The organism is Leptospira yanagawae serovar Saopaulo str. Sao Paulo = ATCC 700523, from assembly GCF_000332475.2.
GTDB lineage: Bacteria > Spirochaetota > Leptospiria > Leptospirales > Leptospiraceae > Leptospira_A > Leptospira_A yanagawae.
The window spans coordinates 75,332-95,189 of record NZ_AOGX02000022.1 but is presented as its reverse complement, the minus strand read 5'-3'; the positions used below and the strand labels follow the sequence as shown (position 1 = coordinate 95,189).

General features: G+C 39.7%; 21 protein-coding genes and 1 tRNA gene. 11 read left to right on the top strand and 11 right to left on the bottom strand.

Translation table 11 applies throughout. The features are described 5' to 3' along the window. Positions 1 to 32: 32 nt before the first annotated feature. The 3 genes from cysK to LEP1GSC202_RS11435 all read right to left on the bottom strand — a co-directional run bounded on the left by cysK (position 33) and on the right by LEP1GSC202_RS11435 (position 2,488). Positions 33 to 947, bottom strand: coding sequence for a cysteine synthase A (gene cysK / locus LEP1GSC202_RS11445; protein WP_015677941.1), 915 nt, complete (start codon positions 945 to 947; stop codon positions 33 to 35). A gap of 66 nt (positions 948 to 1,013) precedes the next feature. Beyond that, the gene (locus LEP1GSC202_RS11440) at positions 1,014 to 1,898 is read right to left on the bottom strand and encodes a HEAT repeat domain-containing protein (protein WP_015677872.1); all 885 of its coding nucleotides are present in this window, start codon (positions 1,896 to 1,898) and stop codon (positions 1,014 to 1,016) included. A gap of 41 nt (positions 1,899 to 1,939) precedes the next feature. After that, positions 1,940 to 2,488: a polyhydroxyalkanoate synthesis regulator DNA-binding domain-containing protein gene (locus LEP1GSC202_RS11435; RefSeq protein ID WP_012388157.1), complete on the bottom strand. Its 549-nt coding sequence runs from the start codon at positions 2,486 to 2,488 to the stop codon at positions 1,940 to 1,942. 57 nt (positions 2,489 to 2,545) lie between these two features. Here LEP1GSC202_RS11435 and LEP1GSC202_RS11430 point away from each other — a divergent pair, with 57 nt between their 5' ends. Next, positions 2,546 to 3,421 carry a hypothetical protein gene (locus LEP1GSC202_RS11430; RefSeq protein ID WP_015677856.1) on the top strand — a complete coding sequence of 292 codons (876 nt, stop codon included), beginning with the start codon at positions 2,546 to 2,548 and terminating at the stop codon, positions 3,419 to 3,421. Positions 3,422 to 3,464: 43 nt separating this feature from the next. Here LEP1GSC202_RS11430 and LEP1GSC202_RS11425 read toward each other — a convergent pair whose 3' ends face one another. The 5 genes from LEP1GSC202_RS11425 to LEP1GSC202_RS11405 are packed head-to-tail and all read right to left on the bottom strand — an operon-like array spanning position 3,465 to position 8,267. Continuing rightward, positions 3,465 to 4,238: a hypothetical protein gene (locus tag LEP1GSC202_RS11425; protein ID WP_015677873.1), complete on the bottom strand. Its 774-nt coding sequence runs from the start codon at positions 4,236 to 4,238 to the stop codon at positions 3,465 to 3,467. A 17-nt stretch (positions 4,239 to 4,255) separates the two neighbouring features. Beyond that, positions 4,256 to 4,768 carry a TlpA family protein disulfide reductase gene (locus LEP1GSC202_RS11420; protein ID WP_244147718.1) on the bottom strand — a complete coding sequence of 171 codons (513 nt, stop codon included), beginning with the start codon at positions 4,766 to 4,768 and terminating at the stop codon, positions 4,256 to 4,258. Positions 4,769 to 4,770: 2 nt separating this feature from the next. Beyond that, positions 4,771 to 5,670, bottom strand: coding sequence for a decaprenyl-phosphate phosphoribosyltransferase (locus LEP1GSC202_RS11415; protein WP_015677904.1), 900 nt, complete (start codon positions 5,668 to 5,670; stop codon positions 4,771 to 4,773). Then, positions 5,667 to 6,680, bottom strand: a complete 1,014-nt coding sequence (locus LEP1GSC202_RS11410; RefSeq protein ID WP_015677838.1) for a hypothetical protein — start codon at positions 6,678 to 6,680, stop codon at positions 5,667 to 5,669. The genes LEP1GSC202_RS11415 and LEP1GSC202_RS11410 overlap by 4 nt, the downstream gene beginning before the upstream one ends. Before the next feature lie 60 nt (positions 6,681 to 6,740). Continuing rightward, complete coding sequence (locus LEP1GSC202_RS11405; protein WP_015677936.1) at positions 6,741 to 8,267, bottom strand: TrkH family potassium uptake protein; 1,527 nt, start codon at positions 8,265 to 8,267, stop codon at positions 6,741 to 6,743. Between the two features lie 126 nt (positions 8,268 to 8,393). On the opposite strand from LEP1GSC202_RS11405, the gene fusA reads away from it, so the two are divergent. The 7 genes from fusA (at position 8,394) to prmC (ending at position 15,184) form a co-directional block, all read left to right on the top strand. Next, positions 8,394 to 10,514 carry an elongation factor G gene (fusA, locus tag LEP1GSC202_RS11400; protein WP_015677895.1) on the top strand — a complete coding sequence of 707 codons (2,121 nt, stop codon included), beginning with the start codon at positions 8,394 to 8,396 and terminating at the stop codon, positions 10,512 to 10,514. Positions 10,515 to 10,614: 100 nt separating this feature from the next. Further along, entirely contained in the window at positions 10,615 to 11,268 is a 654-nt protein-coding gene (locus LEP1GSC202_RS11395; protein WP_039928914.1) for an LIC_10271 family cell wall hydrolase, read from the top strand. Continuing rightward, positions 11,265 to 12,494: an amidohydrolase family protein gene (locus LEP1GSC202_RS11390; protein ID WP_015677861.1), complete on the top strand. Its 1,230-nt coding sequence runs from the start codon at positions 11,265 to 11,267 to the stop codon at positions 12,492 to 12,494. Before LEP1GSC202_RS11395 ends, LEP1GSC202_RS11390 begins: the two co-directional genes overlap by 4 nt. A 25-nt stretch (positions 12,495 to 12,519) precedes the next feature. Continuing rightward, complete coding sequence (locus tag LEP1GSC202_RS11385) at positions 12,520 to 13,572, top strand: tetratricopeptide repeat protein (RefSeq protein WP_015677870.1); 1,053 nt, start codon at positions 12,520 to 12,522, stop codon at positions 13,570 to 13,572. A gap of 11 nt (positions 13,573 to 13,583) precedes the next feature. Further along, positions 13,584 to 14,216: a Crp/Fnr family transcriptional regulator gene (locus LEP1GSC202_RS11380; protein ID WP_039928954.1), complete on the top strand. Its 633-nt coding sequence runs from the start codon at positions 13,584 to 13,586 to the stop codon at positions 14,214 to 14,216. Position 14,217: 1 nt separating this feature from the next. Further along, positions 14,218 to 14,290: transfer RNA gene (locus LEP1GSC202_RS11375), tRNA-Arg, on the top strand. Positions 14,291 to 14,296: 6 nt separating this feature from the next. Further along, entirely contained in the window at positions 14,297 to 15,184 is an 888-nt protein-coding gene (gene prmC, locus LEP1GSC202_RS11370) for a peptide chain release factor N(5)-glutamine methyltransferase (protein WP_015677947.1), read from the top strand. Here the strand turns inward: prmC and LEP1GSC202_RS11365 are convergent. Further along, entirely contained in the window at positions 15,132 to 15,587 is a 456-nt protein-coding gene (locus LEP1GSC202_RS11365) for a MarR family winged helix-turn-helix transcriptional regulator (RefSeq protein WP_039928911.1), read from the bottom strand. The genes prmC and LEP1GSC202_RS11365 overlap by 53 nt on opposite strands. Before the next feature lie 71 nt (positions 15,588 to 15,658). Between LEP1GSC202_RS11365 and LEP1GSC202_RS11360 the strand changes: the two genes are divergently transcribed. Next, entirely contained in the window at positions 15,659 to 16,564 is a 906-nt protein-coding gene (locus LEP1GSC202_RS11360) for an alpha/beta fold hydrolase (RefSeq protein WP_244147717.1), read from the top strand. Between the two features lie 82 nt (positions 16,565 to 16,646). Here the strand turns inward: LEP1GSC202_RS11360 and LEP1GSC202_RS11355 are convergent, their stop codons facing one another. Together LEP1GSC202_RS11355 and LEP1GSC202_RS11350 are read right to left on the bottom strand one after the other, a co-directional pair. Next, entirely contained in the window at positions 16,647 to 17,630 is a 984-nt protein-coding gene (locus LEP1GSC202_RS11355; protein ID WP_015677874.1) for a malate dehydrogenase, read from the bottom strand. Positions 17,631 to 17,660: 30 nt separating this feature from the next. Then, positions 17,661 to 18,710, bottom strand: coding sequence for a DsbA family protein (locus LEP1GSC202_RS11350; RefSeq protein WP_015677868.1), 1,050 nt, complete (start codon positions 18,708 to 18,710; stop codon positions 17,661 to 17,663). Positions 18,711 to 18,873: 163 nt separating this feature from the next. Here LEP1GSC202_RS11350 and LEP1GSC202_RS11345 point away from each other — a divergent pair, with 163 nt between their 5' ends. After that, positions 18,874 to 19,191: a hypothetical protein gene (locus LEP1GSC202_RS11345; RefSeq protein WP_015677862.1), complete on the top strand. Its 318-nt coding sequence runs from the start codon at positions 18,874 to 18,876 to the stop codon at positions 19,189 to 19,191. Positions 19,192 to 19,193: 2 nt separating this feature from the next. Continuing rightward, positions 19,194 to 19,832 (top strand): hypothetical protein, encoded by a 639-nt coding sequence (locus LEP1GSC202_RS11340; protein WP_015677942.1) that lies wholly within the window; start codon positions 19,194 to 19,196, stop codon positions 19,830 to 19,832. The last annotated feature ends 26 nt before the right edge of the window (positions 19,833 to 19,858 follow it).

Genomic DNA, 19,858 nt, shown 5'->3' with positions numbered 1-19,858 from the left:
ATTGGTGATTTTAAAATCTCACTAAACAATAATTATACGAATAGACCTTCTACTGATAAGTATCTTTCTCCTGTGTCATAACAGAAAGTTAACACTTTGGAACCAGCAGGGATTTCTTTTAATTTTTTGGAAACAGCAGCTAGGCTTGCACCTGAGGAAGTTCCAATGAAAATACCTTCTTTTTTAGCAGCAAGCACAGCCATTGTAAAAGATTCTTCTTTTCCTACAGTGATGATTCCGTCTAAAAGTTCTGTTTTACAGTTTTTAGGAATGAAACCTGCGCCTATCCCTTGTAATGGGTGTGGGCCTGGTTTTCCTCCGCTGAGAACAGGTGAACCTTCTGGTTCTACGGCAAATACTTTGAGTTTTGGAAAACGTTTTTTCAAATTTTCAGCGCAACCTGAGATATGCCCACCAGTACCAACTCCCGTGATGATATAATCCAATCCATCCGGAAAATCTTTTGCAATTTCTTCTGCTGTTTTCTCTCTATGGACTTGGATGTTTGCTTCATTTTCAAACTGTTGTGGCATCCAAGCATTTGGATTGGCAGCTACCATTTCTTGTGCTTTGGCAATGGCACCAGGCATTCCTTTTTCTCTCGGAGTGAGTTCAAATTTTGCACCATAAGCTGCCATAATTCGTCGTCTTTCTACAGACATATGTTCTGGCATCACCAGAGTGATCGCATAACCTTTCACAGCTGCAACCATAGCAAGTCCAATCCCTGTATTCCCAGAGGTTGGCTCCACGATGATGGAGTCTTTTTTAAGTTTTCCTGATTTTTCTGCATCTTCGATCATAGCAAGAGCAATCCGATCCTTGATGGACCCACCTGGATTTTGTCTTTCTAGTTTCATATAAACTTCATGATCGGTTCCAAACAAACGAGACAATTTTACGTGAGGTGTGTTGCCAATGGCATCTAAAATACTATTAAATTTCATAATTTCTCCGTTTAGATCACATTTTTAAAAAAAATCTAGATTTGTCCACAATGAATTCACTAGTCCCTACGGGCTACGAAATGAAATTAGGTAAGAGTGATCTTCTTTCATCTGTGATAAAACAATTGGATGGTTTTCCACTTGAATCGCCTTTTCTAAGTAAGGTGCTGCAATCCGTAGGTCCAAACGACGTAAAGCCTCGGATGCTTTTTTTCGCACCTCTGGATCCTTATCGGAAAGGAACTCGGTGACAGATTTAAAATTTTGATTGGGAAGTCTTTCGATCCCAACAATCCCCGCCAAAATTGCAATTTTTGCGTAAGGAATTTGTTCTTTTCCGAGGGCTTCTGAGAGTGAAGGCAAAAATTCCTTACGTTTCGACTCAAACATGGCATCTGCCGCCGAACTGCGGATATAAAAATTAGGGTGTGCCAATGCTTGTTTGATCGTTCCCTCCGATGCCTCCGAAAATGGCAAAGAACCTAATGCCCGTAAGATTTCACCACATGCCAAAACCATAGAAATTTCACCATCTTCATAAAAATAGGGACTGGAATTGGAATGCCTGTCAGCGACTCCATCGCTAATCTTTCTTTGTTTGGGTGGATTGTGTTCGACTAACTTCTCGGATTCTTTTTGGAAAGTTTTGATGAGAACAGGAACTGCAATTTTGTCCCCTTTTTTGGCCATCGCTTTACTAGCATAAAATTTTACAGCAGGGGCGTTGGCTTCACTCGTAGGAAAATTGGGATTACCCTCCAAAACCGTAAGGATGTCTCTTACACCTCGACTTGATTTAATAAATGTTAGTCGATCGATTGCATCCCTGATTTCAAAAATATCAGACGAGTTGAGTCGTTTTCTTTGTGTTTCAAAAAAGACTTCTTCTGATTCGGAAAACAATCCAATGTTACCCAAAATTAAGAGTAACAGAACATAGTGGAATTTCATTCACTCCCCCTGAAATAGGAGGACATCATAACCGATTTTGTTTAATTTTCTTTTAATTTTTCTGCGACTTCTTTTAATTTTTCAGAAAGGTCGCCGAGGGTTGCCTTATCCTCTTCCAAAATGGATTGGCTGAATTTTTCCAAATCCTTTTGGATTTGTTCCTTTTTTTCACTCGCACGAGAAGCCATTTTACGGAGTAAATCCTCTCGGTAGAGGCTAAAATCCACTTCTTTTAATTCCCCAAGTTCGACCATGGAATTGACAATTTTTTCCAATCGTTCGCGGGTCAGGTAGTTGGCGCCGATTCCTCCCAAAACCAATCGTTCAAATAGGCCGGAGACATCCCTGCCTGTTTCCCGGATGAGGGAGGTTAACATAAAATTGGAAAAATCTTCGTTCCTTTGTCCAAGGCTCACCTTCAAAAATGTTTGCCCCAAAATTTTGGGTGTGATGTCTTCTCCCGAAAGATTGTCTTGGACTTTGATCTCTTCACCGCCGATGATCATCTTTGCCACATCTTCTAGAGTGATGGTGGAGCTGGTTTCCGGATCATACAGCCTGCGGTTTGCGTATCGCTTGAGGAGCTTCATTGGAGATGCTTTTTAAAATGACTTTCAAGCCTAGGGGGTCAACTAAAATACAATCGTATGGACTCACTATTCGGTGCCGTTTTGACACAACTTCCAGATCTTGAAAAAAATCTTTTGATTTCTTGGTTACAAGTAAATGGGTCCGTAGTGAAAGAATGTACATACAAAAACTGGAAAGACTTTCCCGATTCCATCCGATTGTTTTCGAAACCATCACCTGAACTTACAAAAGAACTATTAGATTGGAGCATCGAACCAATCTTATGCGGAAAATTCTCTCAAGAAGAAAAAGTGTATTATCAAAGTGCAGGAGTATCTTTACTTTGGGACAAACCCTTTTCCCAAATCAATAGCTTTCCCATCCACAAATTACCTGAAAAAAAATTAACTTGGATTGTTTGTACAAAAAATCCTAACTTTGACCAAAACATTTCCACATTTTTAAAATCTTTGGGGTACCAAGTATTTATAGAAGTCAATCCAGAATATCTAATCAAAAGATTGTTAGTTGGTCCATGTCATTTTTTAATTTTGGATTGGGACAATTTGGATGCCAAAACTCTTGTCCCATCCTTACAAAAAATCAAAAGGGAAAAACCATTCCTTTCTCTTGGAATCAAAGACTTTGACAAAGAACATTTGTATCGAGATCTAAAGATGGGGATCAGCGTAATTTCGGAAGTGCTCGTTGGAATGAAAGAGTTTTGGAATATTTTTTTAGAAAGTTTCCCACTTTCCGAAGAGTTTGCAGAAATAAAACAATGGAAAGAATCATCCTACGCCATTACAAAACTTAGTTTTAGTTTCCAAGAAAAACGAATCCCTGTTTCCATGAAACAAACGGAAACAACGATTCTAAAAGCAAATCCAATCCAAGAAGACCATGTCCATCGTATTGATTTGTTTCGTTGGTTATCCTCGGTATCAAATTGATTCTTAACGATTGTTTTGTGTTGCAAAAATGATAGTTTTCACTTCATTCAAATAACAACATATCATCACTCGAAAGTTCTCCTGCTCCCCGATTCGGAAATGCTTGTTCGAAAAATAAAGCCGCAAGTAAATCAAAATCCTCATCTTCTTGCCTATTTTCCAATTCCCAAATTTCATTCCTACGTTTGATGAGAAGCGATACAGTGGCATCTTCTAATGCAAAATCAATTTTTAAACGATTGAGTGTTCGGATCCAATAATTTAAATTATAGATACTATAATCTCGGAAATACGTGAGCCCTGCAATGGTGGGTTCATATTTCAGTAGGGCTTCTGTCAAATAACAAGCTGTTTTTAAATCTTCTGTCGCACCAGTTTCTTTATAATTGCGGTAGATATGGTGGATTGTCTCATGCATGGACATGGTGGAATGGTATGAATCTTCGATGAGGCGTATGGATTCAGGGTGTGATTCCATGTAAGCAAAGATGTCAACGATCTCGCCCTTTTCTTTTGCTTCTTTTCGTGCTAGATCACAAGTTTCATCTGTGATTATAGGATCCACGAGGTAAATGAATAGGTATTTGGTCTCAAACGCAAACCTGGATTCTTTGGGGATGTAGTATTCGATCCAAATCGGTTCTTTGTAGTAATCGATCGATTCTTGGAAACTGAGTTCCGGTGTGACTTTAAGGGACTTTAGTTTTTTTACGTCATCAGTGATGACTTTTTTCCCTTCCACCCTTGTTTTACTTCGTTTGATTTGGCGAAGTTCCGACTTATTCAAAAGCGGTTTGGGTTTGAAGCTCGAGTCCATGTTATACTATCGACATTTTAAAAAAAACGCAAAAGAAAAGTGCGGATCCAAAATCCAATGGGACTGACAATTCCTGAATCGGCAAAAACCACTTTCCCCTCTCCATTCAAAAATAAAGTGGTAGGATAGGCCGAAACCCTCCATTCCTTTAACATCCGATAGTCTGCTGTGTAAAGGGGACGAAGGTTTTCTTTTGTTTGTCTTTCGAGTAACTCTTTCGTTTCTTCTGAATCTTCGGATTCTAAAACCGACAAAAATAAGGTTCCCTTTGGCAAAAACTTCAAATTTGCCTCTAGGATGGGAGCGTACGCCTTACAAACGGTGCACCAAGTTGCCCAGAAGTAAACAACCTTGGGGTGTCCCTTCCAAGAATTGGCCTCGGTTGGCGTAGTGGCCAGGGCCTCAATGGGGATCGCAGGATTTGTATCTCGGGCTTTGAAATAGGCAAAGCCCAAGGTCGTTGAAAAAAAGAAAACAAAGGCAAAAACGACCTTCCAACCATACGGCAAGTGTTTCCAGAATTTCATCATCTCTATTGGTAGACTGGTGGTTGGCCTGATAAGTTCCCAAACATTAAAAATAAGATGAGTAATAACCAAATGAAACCGGAAACAAGCACACTCACATCCGTGAGAATCGCCCGCGTGGGATTATGGCCCATGTTTTTGATGTAGATGATGTAAAGAGACCGAAAAATCGCATACACAACGATGGGCACAGTGTACACCATATATGGTGTACCTAAACTTTTTGCTGTTTCTGGGCTAACTGTATACATCACATAACTAACAAGCGTTAACGTTGCAACAACAGCCATCATCAAATCAAGAAATTCGATTGAGTATTCTTCCAAAATTTTACGGTGTTTGCCTGCATCGGTTTTGAGGATATTGATCTCCCCTCTTCTTTTGGAAAATCCCCAAAAGAGAGCCAACATAAACGTACAAAGTAATAACCAATGGGAAAACTCAACACCAATGACAACAGCTCCTGCTATCGCTCGTAGTACAAACCCAATGGAAATACTCATTACATCTAAAATCACAATGTGTTTTAAGACCTTACTGTATAACATATTGAACAGAAGATAAAAGATTGTTAGGTAAAAGAAAACAGGTGAGAGTTTATAAGATCCGATGAGCGCAACTGGTAAGATCACACCTGTGATTGCTAGTGCGATGCCCGAATCCAAATCACCACTCGCTAGCGGTCTGTGTTTTTTTTCCGGATGGGTAGCGTCTTCTTTTTGGTCAAGGAAGTCGTTGAAAACATACTGACAGCTAGCAACAAGTGAAAAAAACAAAAACGCCAAACATACTTTTGTAAATGAAGGAAGGTCAAAGATTCGTTTTGAAAAAATGAGTCCCGCAAATAGAATGATGTTTTTGATCCACTGAGGGATCCGCATGAGTTTTAAGTATAGTTTTATCATTTTTTCTTTAACTTATGTGCTTCGATGTATTTCATTTTGATTTTAATTGTTTTTGCTCCATCCACTGGTGGGAAAACCAAAAGGATTTGTGGGTCTCTTCCTGTTGTCACCATTTCCACAAGTTCACCAGGTAGTTGTTTGCCTGCAGTTTTGATATCAGAGATTTTTAAGAAGTCCTGGTAATCTTCTGGGAGGAGGTTTTGGCTTACGACGATTTTTTTGGAATAGAGAGGTTTTCCTTTCCCATCCAAAACTTGGAATTCATCCAATACAAAATGAATCCCTCTTTGTTCTAATGGATCAATTCTGAGACCACCAAATTTTGCCATCGAATCAGGTAAGACAAAAACATACTCATTCCATTCCCCAATCTTTTGTTTGGAAACAGGCATGGACACCATTTGTGATTCAGATGTTTGTGGGTGTTCTCTGTCGGCAAAACTATACAATTTGATGTTCTGGTCTTTCATCACTGGGAATTTGTATTGGTAATACAAAACGCCAAAAACTGAAAAGGATAGGATGGATGTGATGAGGATGATCCTGATTTTACGAATGGCTTTGAACTGATCCAACGTTGTGAACCACTTCGTTCGAAATTGTTTTTTGGATTCACCTAATAAAAAATCATACGTAATGAGGCAAGACTCAAATAGATCGTTTAACTTAGTTTCATCGGTTGTCCCTTCTTTTGAAACTTGGGAAAGGAATTGAAATGCCTTCGTTTTGGATTCAGGGATGGAAAACAAACTCAAATCCCCTTCAAAGGGAATGGTTTTGTTTCCAGAGAGTGATTGGTAAAAATTCACCAAATCATAAATTAGGTATTTCATCAAAATATTGGCATCTTCTAACTTGTCATTGGAAATCAGAATCTCAAGTGATTCCAACCGAGATTCCATTTGGTTTAATTTTTGTTTTTTCTCTTTTTTGATTTCCTCAAACTGAGATTCTTCTGCGCTTATTTTAGGGGATTTCCAAGTCGAAAACAATATTTCTTTGAACGACATATTCACAACTACCAATCCTTCTTGTACCTAAAATTACTAAAACTGATTTTTTGATCCATTTTAACCAACTTGGATTTTTACACCATCGTCTACAGTTCCCATTTTTGGAACACCGGAATGGCCTGTTGCTGCGATGAGAACTGTAAAGATTCCCACACGACCCACATACATCACAGCGGCATATAATATTTTTTCAATATCACCCAATTGAGAAGTAAGGTTCAAACTGAAACCAACTGTCGAAAAAGAGGATATCAATTCAAAGAAGATTACATGGAGGGAATGTTGGTTTTGGTCTAAAATACCGAGTAAAATGAAAACAAAAGCAAGGGCAACCGTCGCTAAAAAGTAAACTCGAATGGCAACAGCAACGGAATTTTTAGATACAGTTTCCCCAAATAACATTACGGGTTTCGCAGGTTGGATTACATTTTTTAAATAAGCGAGTAACAAAACGAATGTAGTGATTTTGATACCACCGGCAGTTCCTTGGGGACCTCCACCAATAAACATGAGTACGGTGATGATGATCACAGTGGCATCATTCAAATGTCCGAGATCCATTGTAGAAAAACCAGCTGTCCTCGAACAGACCGACATAAAAAATGCATTTGAGATTTTATCTACAAATTCTAAATTATGAAAGGTATGGGGATTGGAGCGTTCTAAAAAATAAATTCCAACAAAACCAAAAAGTAACAATGCGAACGATCCGTACACCAAAAGTTTGGATTGGATCCTTGTTGTTTCTCCGCGTAAGTGTTTATTATATTCTTCAATTCGATTTTCTAAAATGGCAGAAAACTGTGCTGGTAATAACAAAAACCTAGGAACATTTCCTGTTTTTAAAGCCTTCTCCATCATCAGAGTTTCCGCCAATACCTCGATGCGATAAACAATTCGAACAAAAACTGTAAGTAAAACTTTTTCCAGTAAGATGATCACGGGAAATCCAATCCCACCAAAGATCACAAGGCCTGAAACAATGTAGAGAGAAAACGGATCGAGCCTTAGGGCACTTAGGTCATCTGTGATCGAAAAACCAGCGTTATTAAAAGAAGAGACAGCAGTAAAAAGGGAATAAAACCATCTTGTATTCTCTCCCTCCACTCCCTCTGGCATATGGAGGTACAATCCAATCGCTCCCAAAATTTCAATGGAAAAGGAAATATTGATGACCGAAAGTAAAATGCGATTTACCTCACTTGTTTCGAGCGATTCGGTTTCGGTTTGGGTATCAATGGCGGCACCCACAAAGGCATTGAATCGAGCATTCCGAGAAATCCCTTTCGTGATGAGAAATCCCACAATCACAGTAAAACTGATGATCCCAAGGCCCCCGAGTTGGATGAGGAATAACATGATCCAATGGGTGCTTGGGCTGAGTCCTGAAAGGGGGATCGGAGAAAGGCCTGTGACACAGATCGAGGAAGCCGAGAGGTAAAGGGTATCCACATAGGACAGTTCCCCACTTTCCGAAATATAGAGGGCAAAGGAACCAAGGAAAATTGCCGCAAAAAACCCCAGGCAAACCACTCTGGCAAATGACAGGGTCCGAAAAAATCGTTTGAAACGAGCAAGTGGCATATTTTCTGATTCTCTACTTTCTCCAGGATTTTCCCTCTAACCAAAAATCCCAAGTACTTTACAAACGCAGTCCATTTCAGATTTTGGTAGAATCAATTCAACTTTAACCTTATTTTTGAGGAAAATATGACCTCTGCGACGCAAGCAACTAAACGTGATCCAAAATTGGAAAGAATCCGTAACATCGGGATTTCCGCACACATTGACTCAGGGAAAACTACCCTTACAGAACGTATTTTATTTTATACGAACAAAATCCATGCCATCCATGAAGTACGTGGAAAAGACGGTGTGGGTGCCACTATGGATAGTATGGACCTCGAAAGAGAAAGAGGGATCACAATCCAATCAGCGGCTACCTACGCGACTTGGAAAGACATCACCATCAATATCATCGATACTCCGGGCCACGTTGACTTCACGATCGAAGTAGAACGTTCCTTACGTGTCCTTGACTCTGCGATTATGGTTCTCTGTGGTGTGGCAGGAGTTCAGTCTCAGTCCATCACGGTTGACCGTCAGATGAAACGTTACAACGTTCCCCGTGTTGCCTTTATCAACAAACTCGACAGAACGGGAGCAAACCCATGGAGAGTGATCGAACAACTCCGTGAAAAACTCCACCTCAATGCACATGCAGTGCAACTACCCATCGGTCTTGAAAACGACCTGAAAGGGGTTGTTGACCTTGTGGAAATGAAGGCATATTACTTTGAAGGTCCAAACGGACAAGACATCAAAATCACTGACATTCCAGATGAGTTAAAAGACCAAGCAAACGAAAAACGTGAGGCACTCCTTGATGCAGTTTCCCTTTTCAGTGACGAACTCACAGAAGAGATGTTAGAGGGAACTCCATCGGAAGCTCGCGTGAAAGAAGCAATTCGCCGTGGTGTTCTTGCACTTAAATTTGTTCCTGTGTTTATGGGTTCTGCGTTCAAAAACAAAGGAGTGCAAAGACTTCTTGATGGAGTTGCTGATTACCTCGCATCTCCTTACGACGTTGAAAACACTGCAAAAGAAATTGGAAACGAAGAAAACGAACTTGTTTTGGATTCCGATCCTGAAAAACCACTCGTTTGCCTTGCCTTCAAACTGGAAGACGGTCGTTACGGCCAGTTAACATACGTTCGCGTTTACCAAGGTAGACTGGAAAAAGGGATGACGATCTATAACTCATCCAATAACAAACGCCATAACATTGGACGTTTGGTTCGTATGCACTCAAACGAAATGGAAGATATTTCCAAAGCAGAAGCGGGTGACATTGTTGCTCTTTTCGGTATCGATTGTGCATCAGGGGATACGTTTACTGATGGAAAAACAAAACTCACAATGGAGTCTATGTTTGTTCCAAACCCTGTGATCTCGCTTACAATTGAATGTAAAGAATCAAAACAACTTCCAAACCTTGCAAAGGCCCTTAACCGATTCACAAAAGAAGATCCAACCTTCCAAACAGAAATTGATAAAGAGTCTGGTCAAACCATCATCAAAGGGATGGGAGAACTCCACCTCGAAGTGTACATCGAACGTATGAAACGAGAGTACGGTGTGGATCTTGTAACCGGTGCACCTCAGGTAGCTTACCGAGAAACGATTACCAAGTCGGCAGAATTTGATTACACGCATAAAAAACAAACGGGTGGTCAAGGTCAGTTCTCTCGTGTGGCAGGATACATTGAACCAATCCCACAAGAAGAAGGAAAAGACTACGAATTCGTGGATAAAATCGTGGGTGGTTCCATCCCTCGCGAATACATCGGATCTTGTGATAAGGGTTTTCGTTCTTGTTTGGAAAGAGGATCCCTCATTGGATTCCCTATCATTGGAGTTCGTTGTGTGATCAACGATGGTGCTTACCATGATGTGGATTCATCCGATATGGCGTTCCAAATTGGTGCTCGTTATGGATTCCGCCAAGGATTTGCGAAAGCAGCTCCGATCATCCTTGAGCCGATCATGCGTGTGGAAGTAGAAGGACCAACCGAATTCCAAGGAGCCATCCTTGCTTCTGTGAACCAAAGACGTGGTATGATCCTAAATACAACCGAAGAGAATGGATATGCAAAAATTGAAGCAGAAGTCCCTCTTGCTGATATGTTTGGATACTCTACTGTGCTTCGTTCTTCGACACAAGGAAAAGCAGAGTTTGCGATGGAATTCTCCAAGTATGCTCCCGTTCCGAGAAACGTGGCAGAAGAATTGATGAAAAAATACAAAGTCAATAACAAAGAAGAAGATTAAAACTTCGGTTTGCATCGGATTGATTTTGGAAAAGGCGGGTTCTCCCGCCTTTTTTATTGCCCTCTCCCTTTTTCTGGTCGATACTTGCCTTAGGGAATTTATGCGAAATCATGGTATCATCCTTTCTTTGGGACTTTTCCTTCTTTTTTCCCCTCTCCTTTCGAAACAAAACCCCAAACCCAAAGGTAAAGAAAACCAAACCACCACATACCGGGTCACCAAAGGTGATTCTTGGTATGGAATTGCGCGGAAAATGAAGGTATCACCAGAAAGTTTGGCCAAGTTGAATGGCCGCACCATTCACGAAAATTTATACGAAAACGAAAAATTACGAATCCCCAATGGGAATGAAAGCAAATCCCTAACACAAGAAACGAAGTTAACAGAACGGTTTCTCTTTCCACTCACACAAAGGGAAAAAGTCCAAAAAAAATTCTCGGAACTCACCTACGATCCTTATAAGGGAGTACAATTCAAACGGGGGAATTCTTCTCTGGTGAGAGCAAGTGCTGGGGGAAAGGTCGTACATGTGGATTATATGGATGGTTACGAAAATTTTGTGATTTTAGAGCATAGTAACGGACTGTATTCGGTTTATGGGAATTTGGAACGGATCCAAGTCACAGAAGGGCAACAAGTGAACGCAAAAGACCGATTGGGAATCCTAGCAAAAGACAAAGGATTGTATTTTCAAATCAACCAAAACAAAACCATTTTGAATCCAGAATTTATTTTAGAAAGAGGGGCCGAATGACAAAACCCATTCTATTACAATCAGCGTCTCTCTTTCATAATGGGAAAATGGAAACCATGGACCTTCTTTTTTCAGGTGAAAAAATCGCAAAGATAGAACCTACCATTCCATCTAACAAAGATTTGTTTACCATTTCCTTACAAGGGAAAAAACTCTATCCTGGTTTTATCAATTCACACGATCATTTACTCGCAAGTTACCTACCAAAAGTTGGTGGCGGGGAAAAACATTTATCTTGGCTGTCTTATGATAACTTGTATAAAAGTTCAGGTGTGTTTGCAGAACGCCAACAAATTGATCCTGAAATTTTATATTACCTTGGCGCATATAAAAATTTGTTTGCGGGAGTTACCTCGGTTTTTGATCACATCCCACATTTTGTGCAAAACCCATTCCGTGGGATATTACCTGTCAAATTGATCTCGGATTATACCTTAGCCCATTCCGTTGGTAATTATAGTTTGGATTGGGGAGAAGGCCCAGCACTAGAATACCGAATGGCAGAACATGCAGGCCTTCCTTTTGTCACACACTTAGCTGAAGGATTGGATGATGATTCCAAACAATCCTTACGTTATTTAGAAAAAATGGATGCACTAGGCCCACATTCCGTGCTTGTCCATTGTTTGCCATTTGGCCCAAAAGAAGCAGATAAAATTGCAGAAAAAGGAGCTTCAGTCGTTTGGTGCCCTACTTCCAACTTACATGTCTTTGGAAAAACTACCAATATCAAACTCTTTTTAGAAAGAGGAATTAACGTTTGTTTGGGGACAGACTCATCTCCAAGTGGTTCCAATCATTTATTAGAAGAACTTAGGACAACAAAATCCATTTATTTTGGATTGTATGGAGAAGAACTTCCAGAAGAAACAATACTTAAGATGATCACAGAAAATCCAAGAAAGGCATTTCGAATGGGGAATCCAAATGCACTGATGCCTGGACTTAAATGTGATTTTGTTGTTGTAAATGATGGGAAAAAATCTTCCGAACTAAATGTATCAGATTTACATTGGAAACATATTGATTTGGTTGTAATCGATGGTTATCCCATTTATGGATCGAGTGAATTTTTGTCACTCTTCCAAGAGTTTGGTTTGGGTACAGAAGAATTTTCGATCGAAGGGAAAAACATGTTGGTTGCCGGTTCTCCAAAAAAACTCATGAAACAAGTTTCTGACAGTGTCGGTTACAAAAAGAGTTTGGCTTTTTTACCTAATTTTTGAAAATGAAGCCCAAGCGAGGCATGAGTTGTCAGGTCCTATAGTACGCAATTACAAAGGTGGTTCCATTGTCTATTTCGAAAAAGATAAGGCAGAGGATATCTTTGTACTACAAAAAGGAAGAGTTGTACTAACTTACACGAATATCAACGGCTTAGAACTCAAAGAGGATGTCAAACTTGGTGAGTTCTTTGGTGTAAAGAGTGCCATTGGTCGCTATCCCAGAGAAGAAACGGCTCAAGTCATTGGTGCCGCAACCGTTCTTGTCTTCAAAGTCCCTGAATTTGAAAAATTTGTCTCAGACAAAACCCATCTCATCATCAAAATGTTAAAAGTATTCTCAAGCCAACTGCGGCAAGTCCACAGACAGGTTAGGGAAATCCTCGGACAAGGCGAGGCAAAAAACCCAGCATTTGAACTGATGAATGTTGCCGAAGTATTTTACAAAAACGGTAACTTTGAACATGCAGCCTATGCATTCGAAAAATACATCCAACATTATCCGGACGGAATGTACATTGACCGTGCCAAACAACTCATTGATTTAGCTCGTAAAAAAACTCCTTTCCCTCTCACCATACAAGAGTTAGTTTATAAACCAGAACCTGGATCCCAAACTGGTAAACTGCAAGAAATGTTAAAAACAATGGCAGTGCCCGCTTCCAACCCTACTTCCAGTGTAGATCCGAATTCGATCCTTTCTCAGTATGACAAAGCATCAACTCTCATGAATGCAGGAAAGTATGCTGAAGCCATTGATATGTTCAAAACCGTATCAGACCGTACTGACTCAGTCACCCAAGAAGAAGAACAATTTGTGGAAAACTCACTCTTCTATATGGGGAAATCGAGTTTCAAGGCCAAAGACTATCCAAGTGCCATTTCTCATTTTTCCAATTTTATCAAACGTTACCCAAAAGGTTTGTTACTAAAAGAAAACCTTTACCATTTAGCCCTTGCGACAGAAGCCTCAGGGGATAAGGAAAAAGCAAAACAACTCTTCCAAAAGGTAACCCAAATGCCTCCGATGGATGACAGCATTTCCGAAGATGCCAAATCCAAACTCAAAGGAGGTAGATAGTGAACGACCAAATGTTAGAAGCAATGTTTGGGAAGTTTGGAAAGGTATTCCAACCAAACGAAGTTTTATTTTGTGAATACGAACCTGGAAATGATTTTTACCTCATCAAAGAAGGAAAAGTCAAAATCACAAAAACAATTGGGACCAGTATCAAAACATTAGATGTTTTGGAAGCGGGAGACATTTTAGGTGAGATGGCAATCTTAGAAGAACAACCCAGATCTGCGACAGCCATCGCCGTTACAGAAGTCAAAGCCCTCAATTTCAATCGTGCCAATTTTGAAATGTTGATGACGAAAAACCCTGCACTTGCGATGAAATTACTCCATATTTTTTCCTTTCGGATTTATGACCAAAAAAGAAGGCTTATGATCCTACTAATGGATGATATCGTTGGGAAGGTCTGTGACGTCTTTGTGATGTTATACGAAAAACAGTATAATAATGATGTTTATAATGAAATCATACTTTCTGCCACCGTGGATGACATTGCCAATTGGTGTGCCCAACCAGTGGGTGAAGTCCAAAAAGTCCTGATGCAATATGTAAAAACAGGCAAACTTGACCTCTATCCAGATAAAATTGTTATTCACAATATCTCCGATTTCCAAAGGATAGTGAATCAGAAACGTAAACCTACGTAAAGCTCCCATAGCTCAGGTGGATAGAGCACTAGTTTCCTAAACTGGGGACACAGGTTCGAATCCTGTTGGGGGCAAAGATTATGGCGGAACAACCAGGAACCTTACTTTTTTATCTCAAACGTTCCACAGAATTTCTGGAAAAAAAGGAAATTCCAAACCCTCGTGTTGACGCCGAGTGGATCCTTTCCGATCTTTTAAATCTCCCTCGCATCAAACTCTACTCTCAATTTGAAATGCCTCTTTCTCCAAAGGAAATTGATTTGTACCGGGAACGCATCGTTGAGCGAAGCAAACGAAAACCAGTTGCTTACATCATCGGAAAAAAGGGGTTTCACCAATTTGAATACTTTGTTTCCGAAGATGTGCTCATCCCAAGACCAGAAACGGAGGAGTTAGTTGATTATTTGTTCAAACAAAAAGATACTCTCACCAAAGAGTTTCCAACTGGATTTCACATTTGGGATTTGTGTTCTGGTAGCGGTTGTATTGGCCTAAGCCTTGCCCAATTACTCAGTCCCCAAAAAGTAGTTTTATCGGACATTTCAGAAAAGGCAATCGACATAAGCAAACGGAATGCAGAGAAATACCAACTCCAAGATGTTTCCTTTTTTGTTTCCAATTTAGACAACTCACTCCCAACCGATTTACAATTTGAAATCATTGTCTCCAACCCACCTTATATCCCAGAGACAGAAAAAAAAGAAATTATGCCAGATGTTTTGGATTACGAACCTCATCTAGCTTTATTCGTAGAAGATATCCTCGAATTCCATAAGGCTTTGTTTTTTTCCGCCAAACAAAGATTAAAACCAGGTGGTTGGTTTTTAATGGAAACACATCCAGGTTATATCCAAGAATTAGAAAGTTTGGCCTTATCACTTGGATTTGTTTCCGCGAAACGAATTCTTGATAGCTCTATGAAAGAACGTTTTTTGTTTCTGAAAACTGAATCGCAGTTTGAATCTTAAATAAAGTCAGAAATAGTTCCTTTTCCATTCCTTCATTCAAATTTTGTTTAAACACTTTGTCTGCGGCGATCACGACTGGAATACCTTTTTCCCAGATGTTTTTACCTTTTGTGCTAAGTTTTAGAACATAAACTCGTTTATCCTCTGCCACTTGGATTCGTTTCACCCAACCTTTTTTCACCCAACCATCCACTAATCTCGATATGGTGGTTTTGTCTTTTGCTAACAATTCACTTAATTGTTTTTGGTTGGTACTTTCTTTCGATTGTAAGGGAAGGAGTTGGATCCATTCCTCAAATTTCATCCCTATTTTTTGAATCTCGAATTGATTGGAAAGATACCTCCTCATCAAGAGTAAAGTTTGGCTAAAATGGATTCCGAGCAGTGATGTGATCTCTAACATCCTTCAAATTTAAATTTTGTTTCTTTTTTGGCAAGTTTTTTAGTTGCAATATACAACCATATTGTTGCATATTGCAACTAAATCCTAATCTGAAATATAAAAACAGAGATAAAAAACGAGGGAATGGTATGGAATGGAAATACAAAACAATCGAAAGGGAAGGATTTTCCTTCCTTATTGCAGAAAACGATTCGGATGGACCACATCTATTTTGGTTGGGCAGTGCCCTTTATTACCCAAGGGTCATCCCCGAAACATTGGCAAAAGAATTTAAGATGACAATTGTCGACCATAGAGGGTTTGCCAAACGCAATCTCTCAACTCCGGAAAGTGAATCCACTTATGATTTGGAAACTGTACTCAATGATTTTCACTTTTTCCAAAACCTATTAGAAATTCCACCCTGCCTCGTCCTTGGCCATTCTGGGCACGGTTATATGGCATTAGCATATGCCAAAAAATACCCAGATCTTGTGACAAAACTTCTACTCGTTGCCACCGGCCCAAGCCACGGAGCGCCTTTGCAAGAGAGGGAATCTTATTTTGAAGCATTGGCAAGTGTTGAAAGGAAAGAAAAACACCGGTTACTCCAATCCAAATTCCAAACGCAAATACAATCAAACCCCGAAGGATTGGTGGATTTTTTCAATTTGTACTGTGTAAGCCAAGACGCTTTAGGTTTTTATGATTTGTCGATTGATTCAACCACACTTTGGGAAGGTGTGAAAACCAACAAACTCGCATTCGATTTTTTGTTTGGCAAAGTGTTTGTCGATATCAAGGTAGATGACTACCTTTCCGAAATCAAATGTCCAATCACATTGGTGTTAGGAAGGTATGACTTCCAAGTGGCACCCCACTATACTTGGGATCCCATCTTACAACGATTCCCTGGTGTGAAAAAACGAGTGATGGACCACTGTGGGCATTTGCCATTTTACGAAAGGCCCGAGGAATTCGTTTCAGCAATCCCATGAAAAAAGCCCGAATCCAAATGGATACGAGCTTTTGCAGAAATACCAAACCTCCTAAACTGATTTAGGAGGAGATGTTTTGTTTTTAACCTAACATGTCTTTGACTTCGTTTCTTTCTTCTTTTAACTCATTATGAGTGATGTCAAATTTTTCCTTACCGAATGCATTGATTTCAAGACCTGTTACGATCTCTACTTTTTTCCCATCGGACTTAAGAGGGTAACCAAAGATAAGTCCTTTGTCCACACCATACTCACCATTAGAATGGCATGCAGCACTGAACCAATCCCCTGGTTTCGTTGGAGTCACAATGTTACGCACTGTATCCACAACAGCATTCGCAGCGGATGCAGCAGAAGATGCACCTCTAGCAGCAATGATCGCTGCACCACGTTTTTGCACAGTTGAGATAAAGTCACCTTTTAACCAATCATGGTCGCTGATCACATCTGTTGCAGGTTTTCCTTTGATTTTTGCATTAAAAAAGTCAGGGTATTGGGTTGCAGAGTGATTTCCCCAAATTGCAACGTTGGATACATCTTTTACAAGAACTCCAGCTTTTTGTGCTAACTGAGTTTTGGCACGATTTTCATCTAGTCCTGTCATCGCAAACCATCTGTCAGATGGAACACCTTTTGCATTGTTCATTGCAATGAGAGCGTTTGTATTACAAGGGTTACCAACTACTAAAACTCTTACATCACTTGCTGCATTTTTTTCGATTGCCTTGCCTTGTGTTGTGAAGATACCACCGTTGATTTTTAAAAGGTCTCCTCGTTCCATTCCTGCCTTTCTTGGAACAGAACCAACTAACAGAGCCCAGTTGATATCACGAAACGCTTCATCAATATTAGATGATACAGTTACTTTTTCAAGTAATGGAAATGCACAGTCGTCCAATTCCATAATGACACCTTTTGCTGCTGGAAGTGCTTGTTCCAATTCCAATAATTGGAGTTCTACGGCTGTGTCAGGTCCAAACATTTGTCCTGAAGCGATACGAAATAGGAGTGCGTATCCGATTTGTCCGGCAGCACCTGTGACAGCAACTTTTACTTTTTTGCTCATAATATTTTTCCTTTTTTGATTTATAAATCTTTATTGTTTAAGTTCTTTTTGGATGATCTCATCAAAGTTTTCAAAAGGCAATGCTCCTGAAACGAAGATCCCATTGATAAAAAAGGCAGGTGTTCCACTTACCCCAACTTTTTGACCATCTTGGATATCGGATTCAATTTCGGCTTTGAGTTTGTTTTGGTTTTTCATACAACTTTGGTATTTGGTTTTGGAAACACCAGTATTCAAAACTAATGAATCAACATTGGACTTACTTAAGTTTCCAGTGTTCTCAAATAATACATTGAATACATCCCAATACTTTCCTTCTTCGATCGAACAATTGGCCGCCATATGAGCATACATAGCATCTTGGTGGAAAGGAAGAGGGAAATCACGGAAAACCCAACGGATTTGACCTTTGTATTTTTCACGGAGTTGCCGATTCACATCTTGGCTTCTTTTACAAAATGGACATTCAAAATCTGAAAATTCAATGATTGTGATTTTTGCATCTTTTGGTCCAATACTTGGATTGTTTTTTTCTGCGACTGTCACACGAACAATATCTGGTTCTTTGATTAAAAAATCTACTGGGTATTTAGTAATGATTTCTTTATATCGATTTCTGCTAAATTCTTGTTCTTGTTGGTTTTTCAAAAATCCAACAATTTTGTCTCTGGTTTCAGCAAGTGATTTTCCACCTAACTGATCTTTGTTTGCCATATACACATTGATTATATCTTCTTCTGATGGCTCTTTTACCACCAATCCTTGTGTTAATACCTCAGATGGTTTTAAATTCTTTTCTTTGGCAACCAATTCGAATAACTTGTCTTGGGCAAACTCTCCATAGGTATTTTTGAGAAGGGATTTGTATTCTGATTGGAATTTGGAATACGCAATGGGAGAGGACTCTTTGACATCACTTAAGTCATATTTTTTACCACCGATGCTAACTGCATCCTGAGTGATGTGTTCTTTCACGAAGGAAGGTACACTGACAATGAATAACACGGCAAAGATAAAATTGGTTGCCATGAAGATTTTGGAGATGGGGTGAGCCATCCAAGATTTAAAATAATTTTCCATCTCTGCCAGCTTCCCGCCCATAAAGCGGGCAATCAAACGGAAAAATCCTAAAAAATTCTTCGATTTTCGCTAAAGCGAACCAGGAAAAAACCGAAAATCTGAAGGAGGGAAAAGGAAAGTTTTTTCCCAAGAGATCGATCCTGAACACGGAGGTTTGGGAATTATGAATACAATCAATACCCAAGGGAATTTCCACCAATCGATTCCCCCCACTTTGCCCACCCAAACAGGGAAACAGTCGGAGGATGGAAAGGATTCTCTCCCCCACAAATCAAACCAAGATGTGACAAACCAAGTTTCCAAACTCAAATCGGAACCAAAGGTAAAACCAGAGGATTTGGTCTTAAAACCAACACCTGCGTCCTTGGAGGAAAAACTAAACCAAATCATTTCCCCCGAAGAAGTGAAAGACCTACTTTCCCTTGTGACAAGGACCCCTCTTCCGGAATCTAAATCCCATAAGGTTGATACAAAAAGGTAATTTTGTATTTAAGCATTGCCATCTTAGATAGTTTTGTCCTGGTCCTAAGTGGGGTATTAACCATCTCCCTGATTGGACTGGGATTTGTTGTATACAACCAATTCATCCATCCCATTTTTATGAGAAAGGAATCGGATCGGTTTATCCCAGTACAAACAGGTGATAAATACGATTTAGTAGTCGATGAACTCTCTCGATTTGCCAGTTTTCATGTAGGTTGCAAAACAGGAAATTTGGCGACTCGTTGCAATGCGATTACCGAAGACCATCTGATCTTTCAGTTTAAAAAAAGTAGAGATAGCGAAGATTATACGATTACAGTTTTAAAAAATGGACCAAGTTTCTACAAACCTCCTCGTATGGAACATTATGGTAAAATGGAATCAAAGGAAAGTTTTGATTCTTATGAAATCATTGGCCATCCAGCTGAATTTCGAATTTCCGATAAAATTACCAAAGATCGTATGGTAAACTTTATCGAAATATCACTTACTTCTTCTTTTTACTTCAATCGTTCCGGTAAGGAAAGGATGAAGTTTACATTTGAAGTGGGAAAAATCCAACCAGGGATCAACCGAAAGGTTCGCTTTCGCGGAGATGTATACGGATTTGGAAAAGAGGAAGGAGCTGATGAAGATTGAACGAAGCGGAAACTTCTTTTCACTCC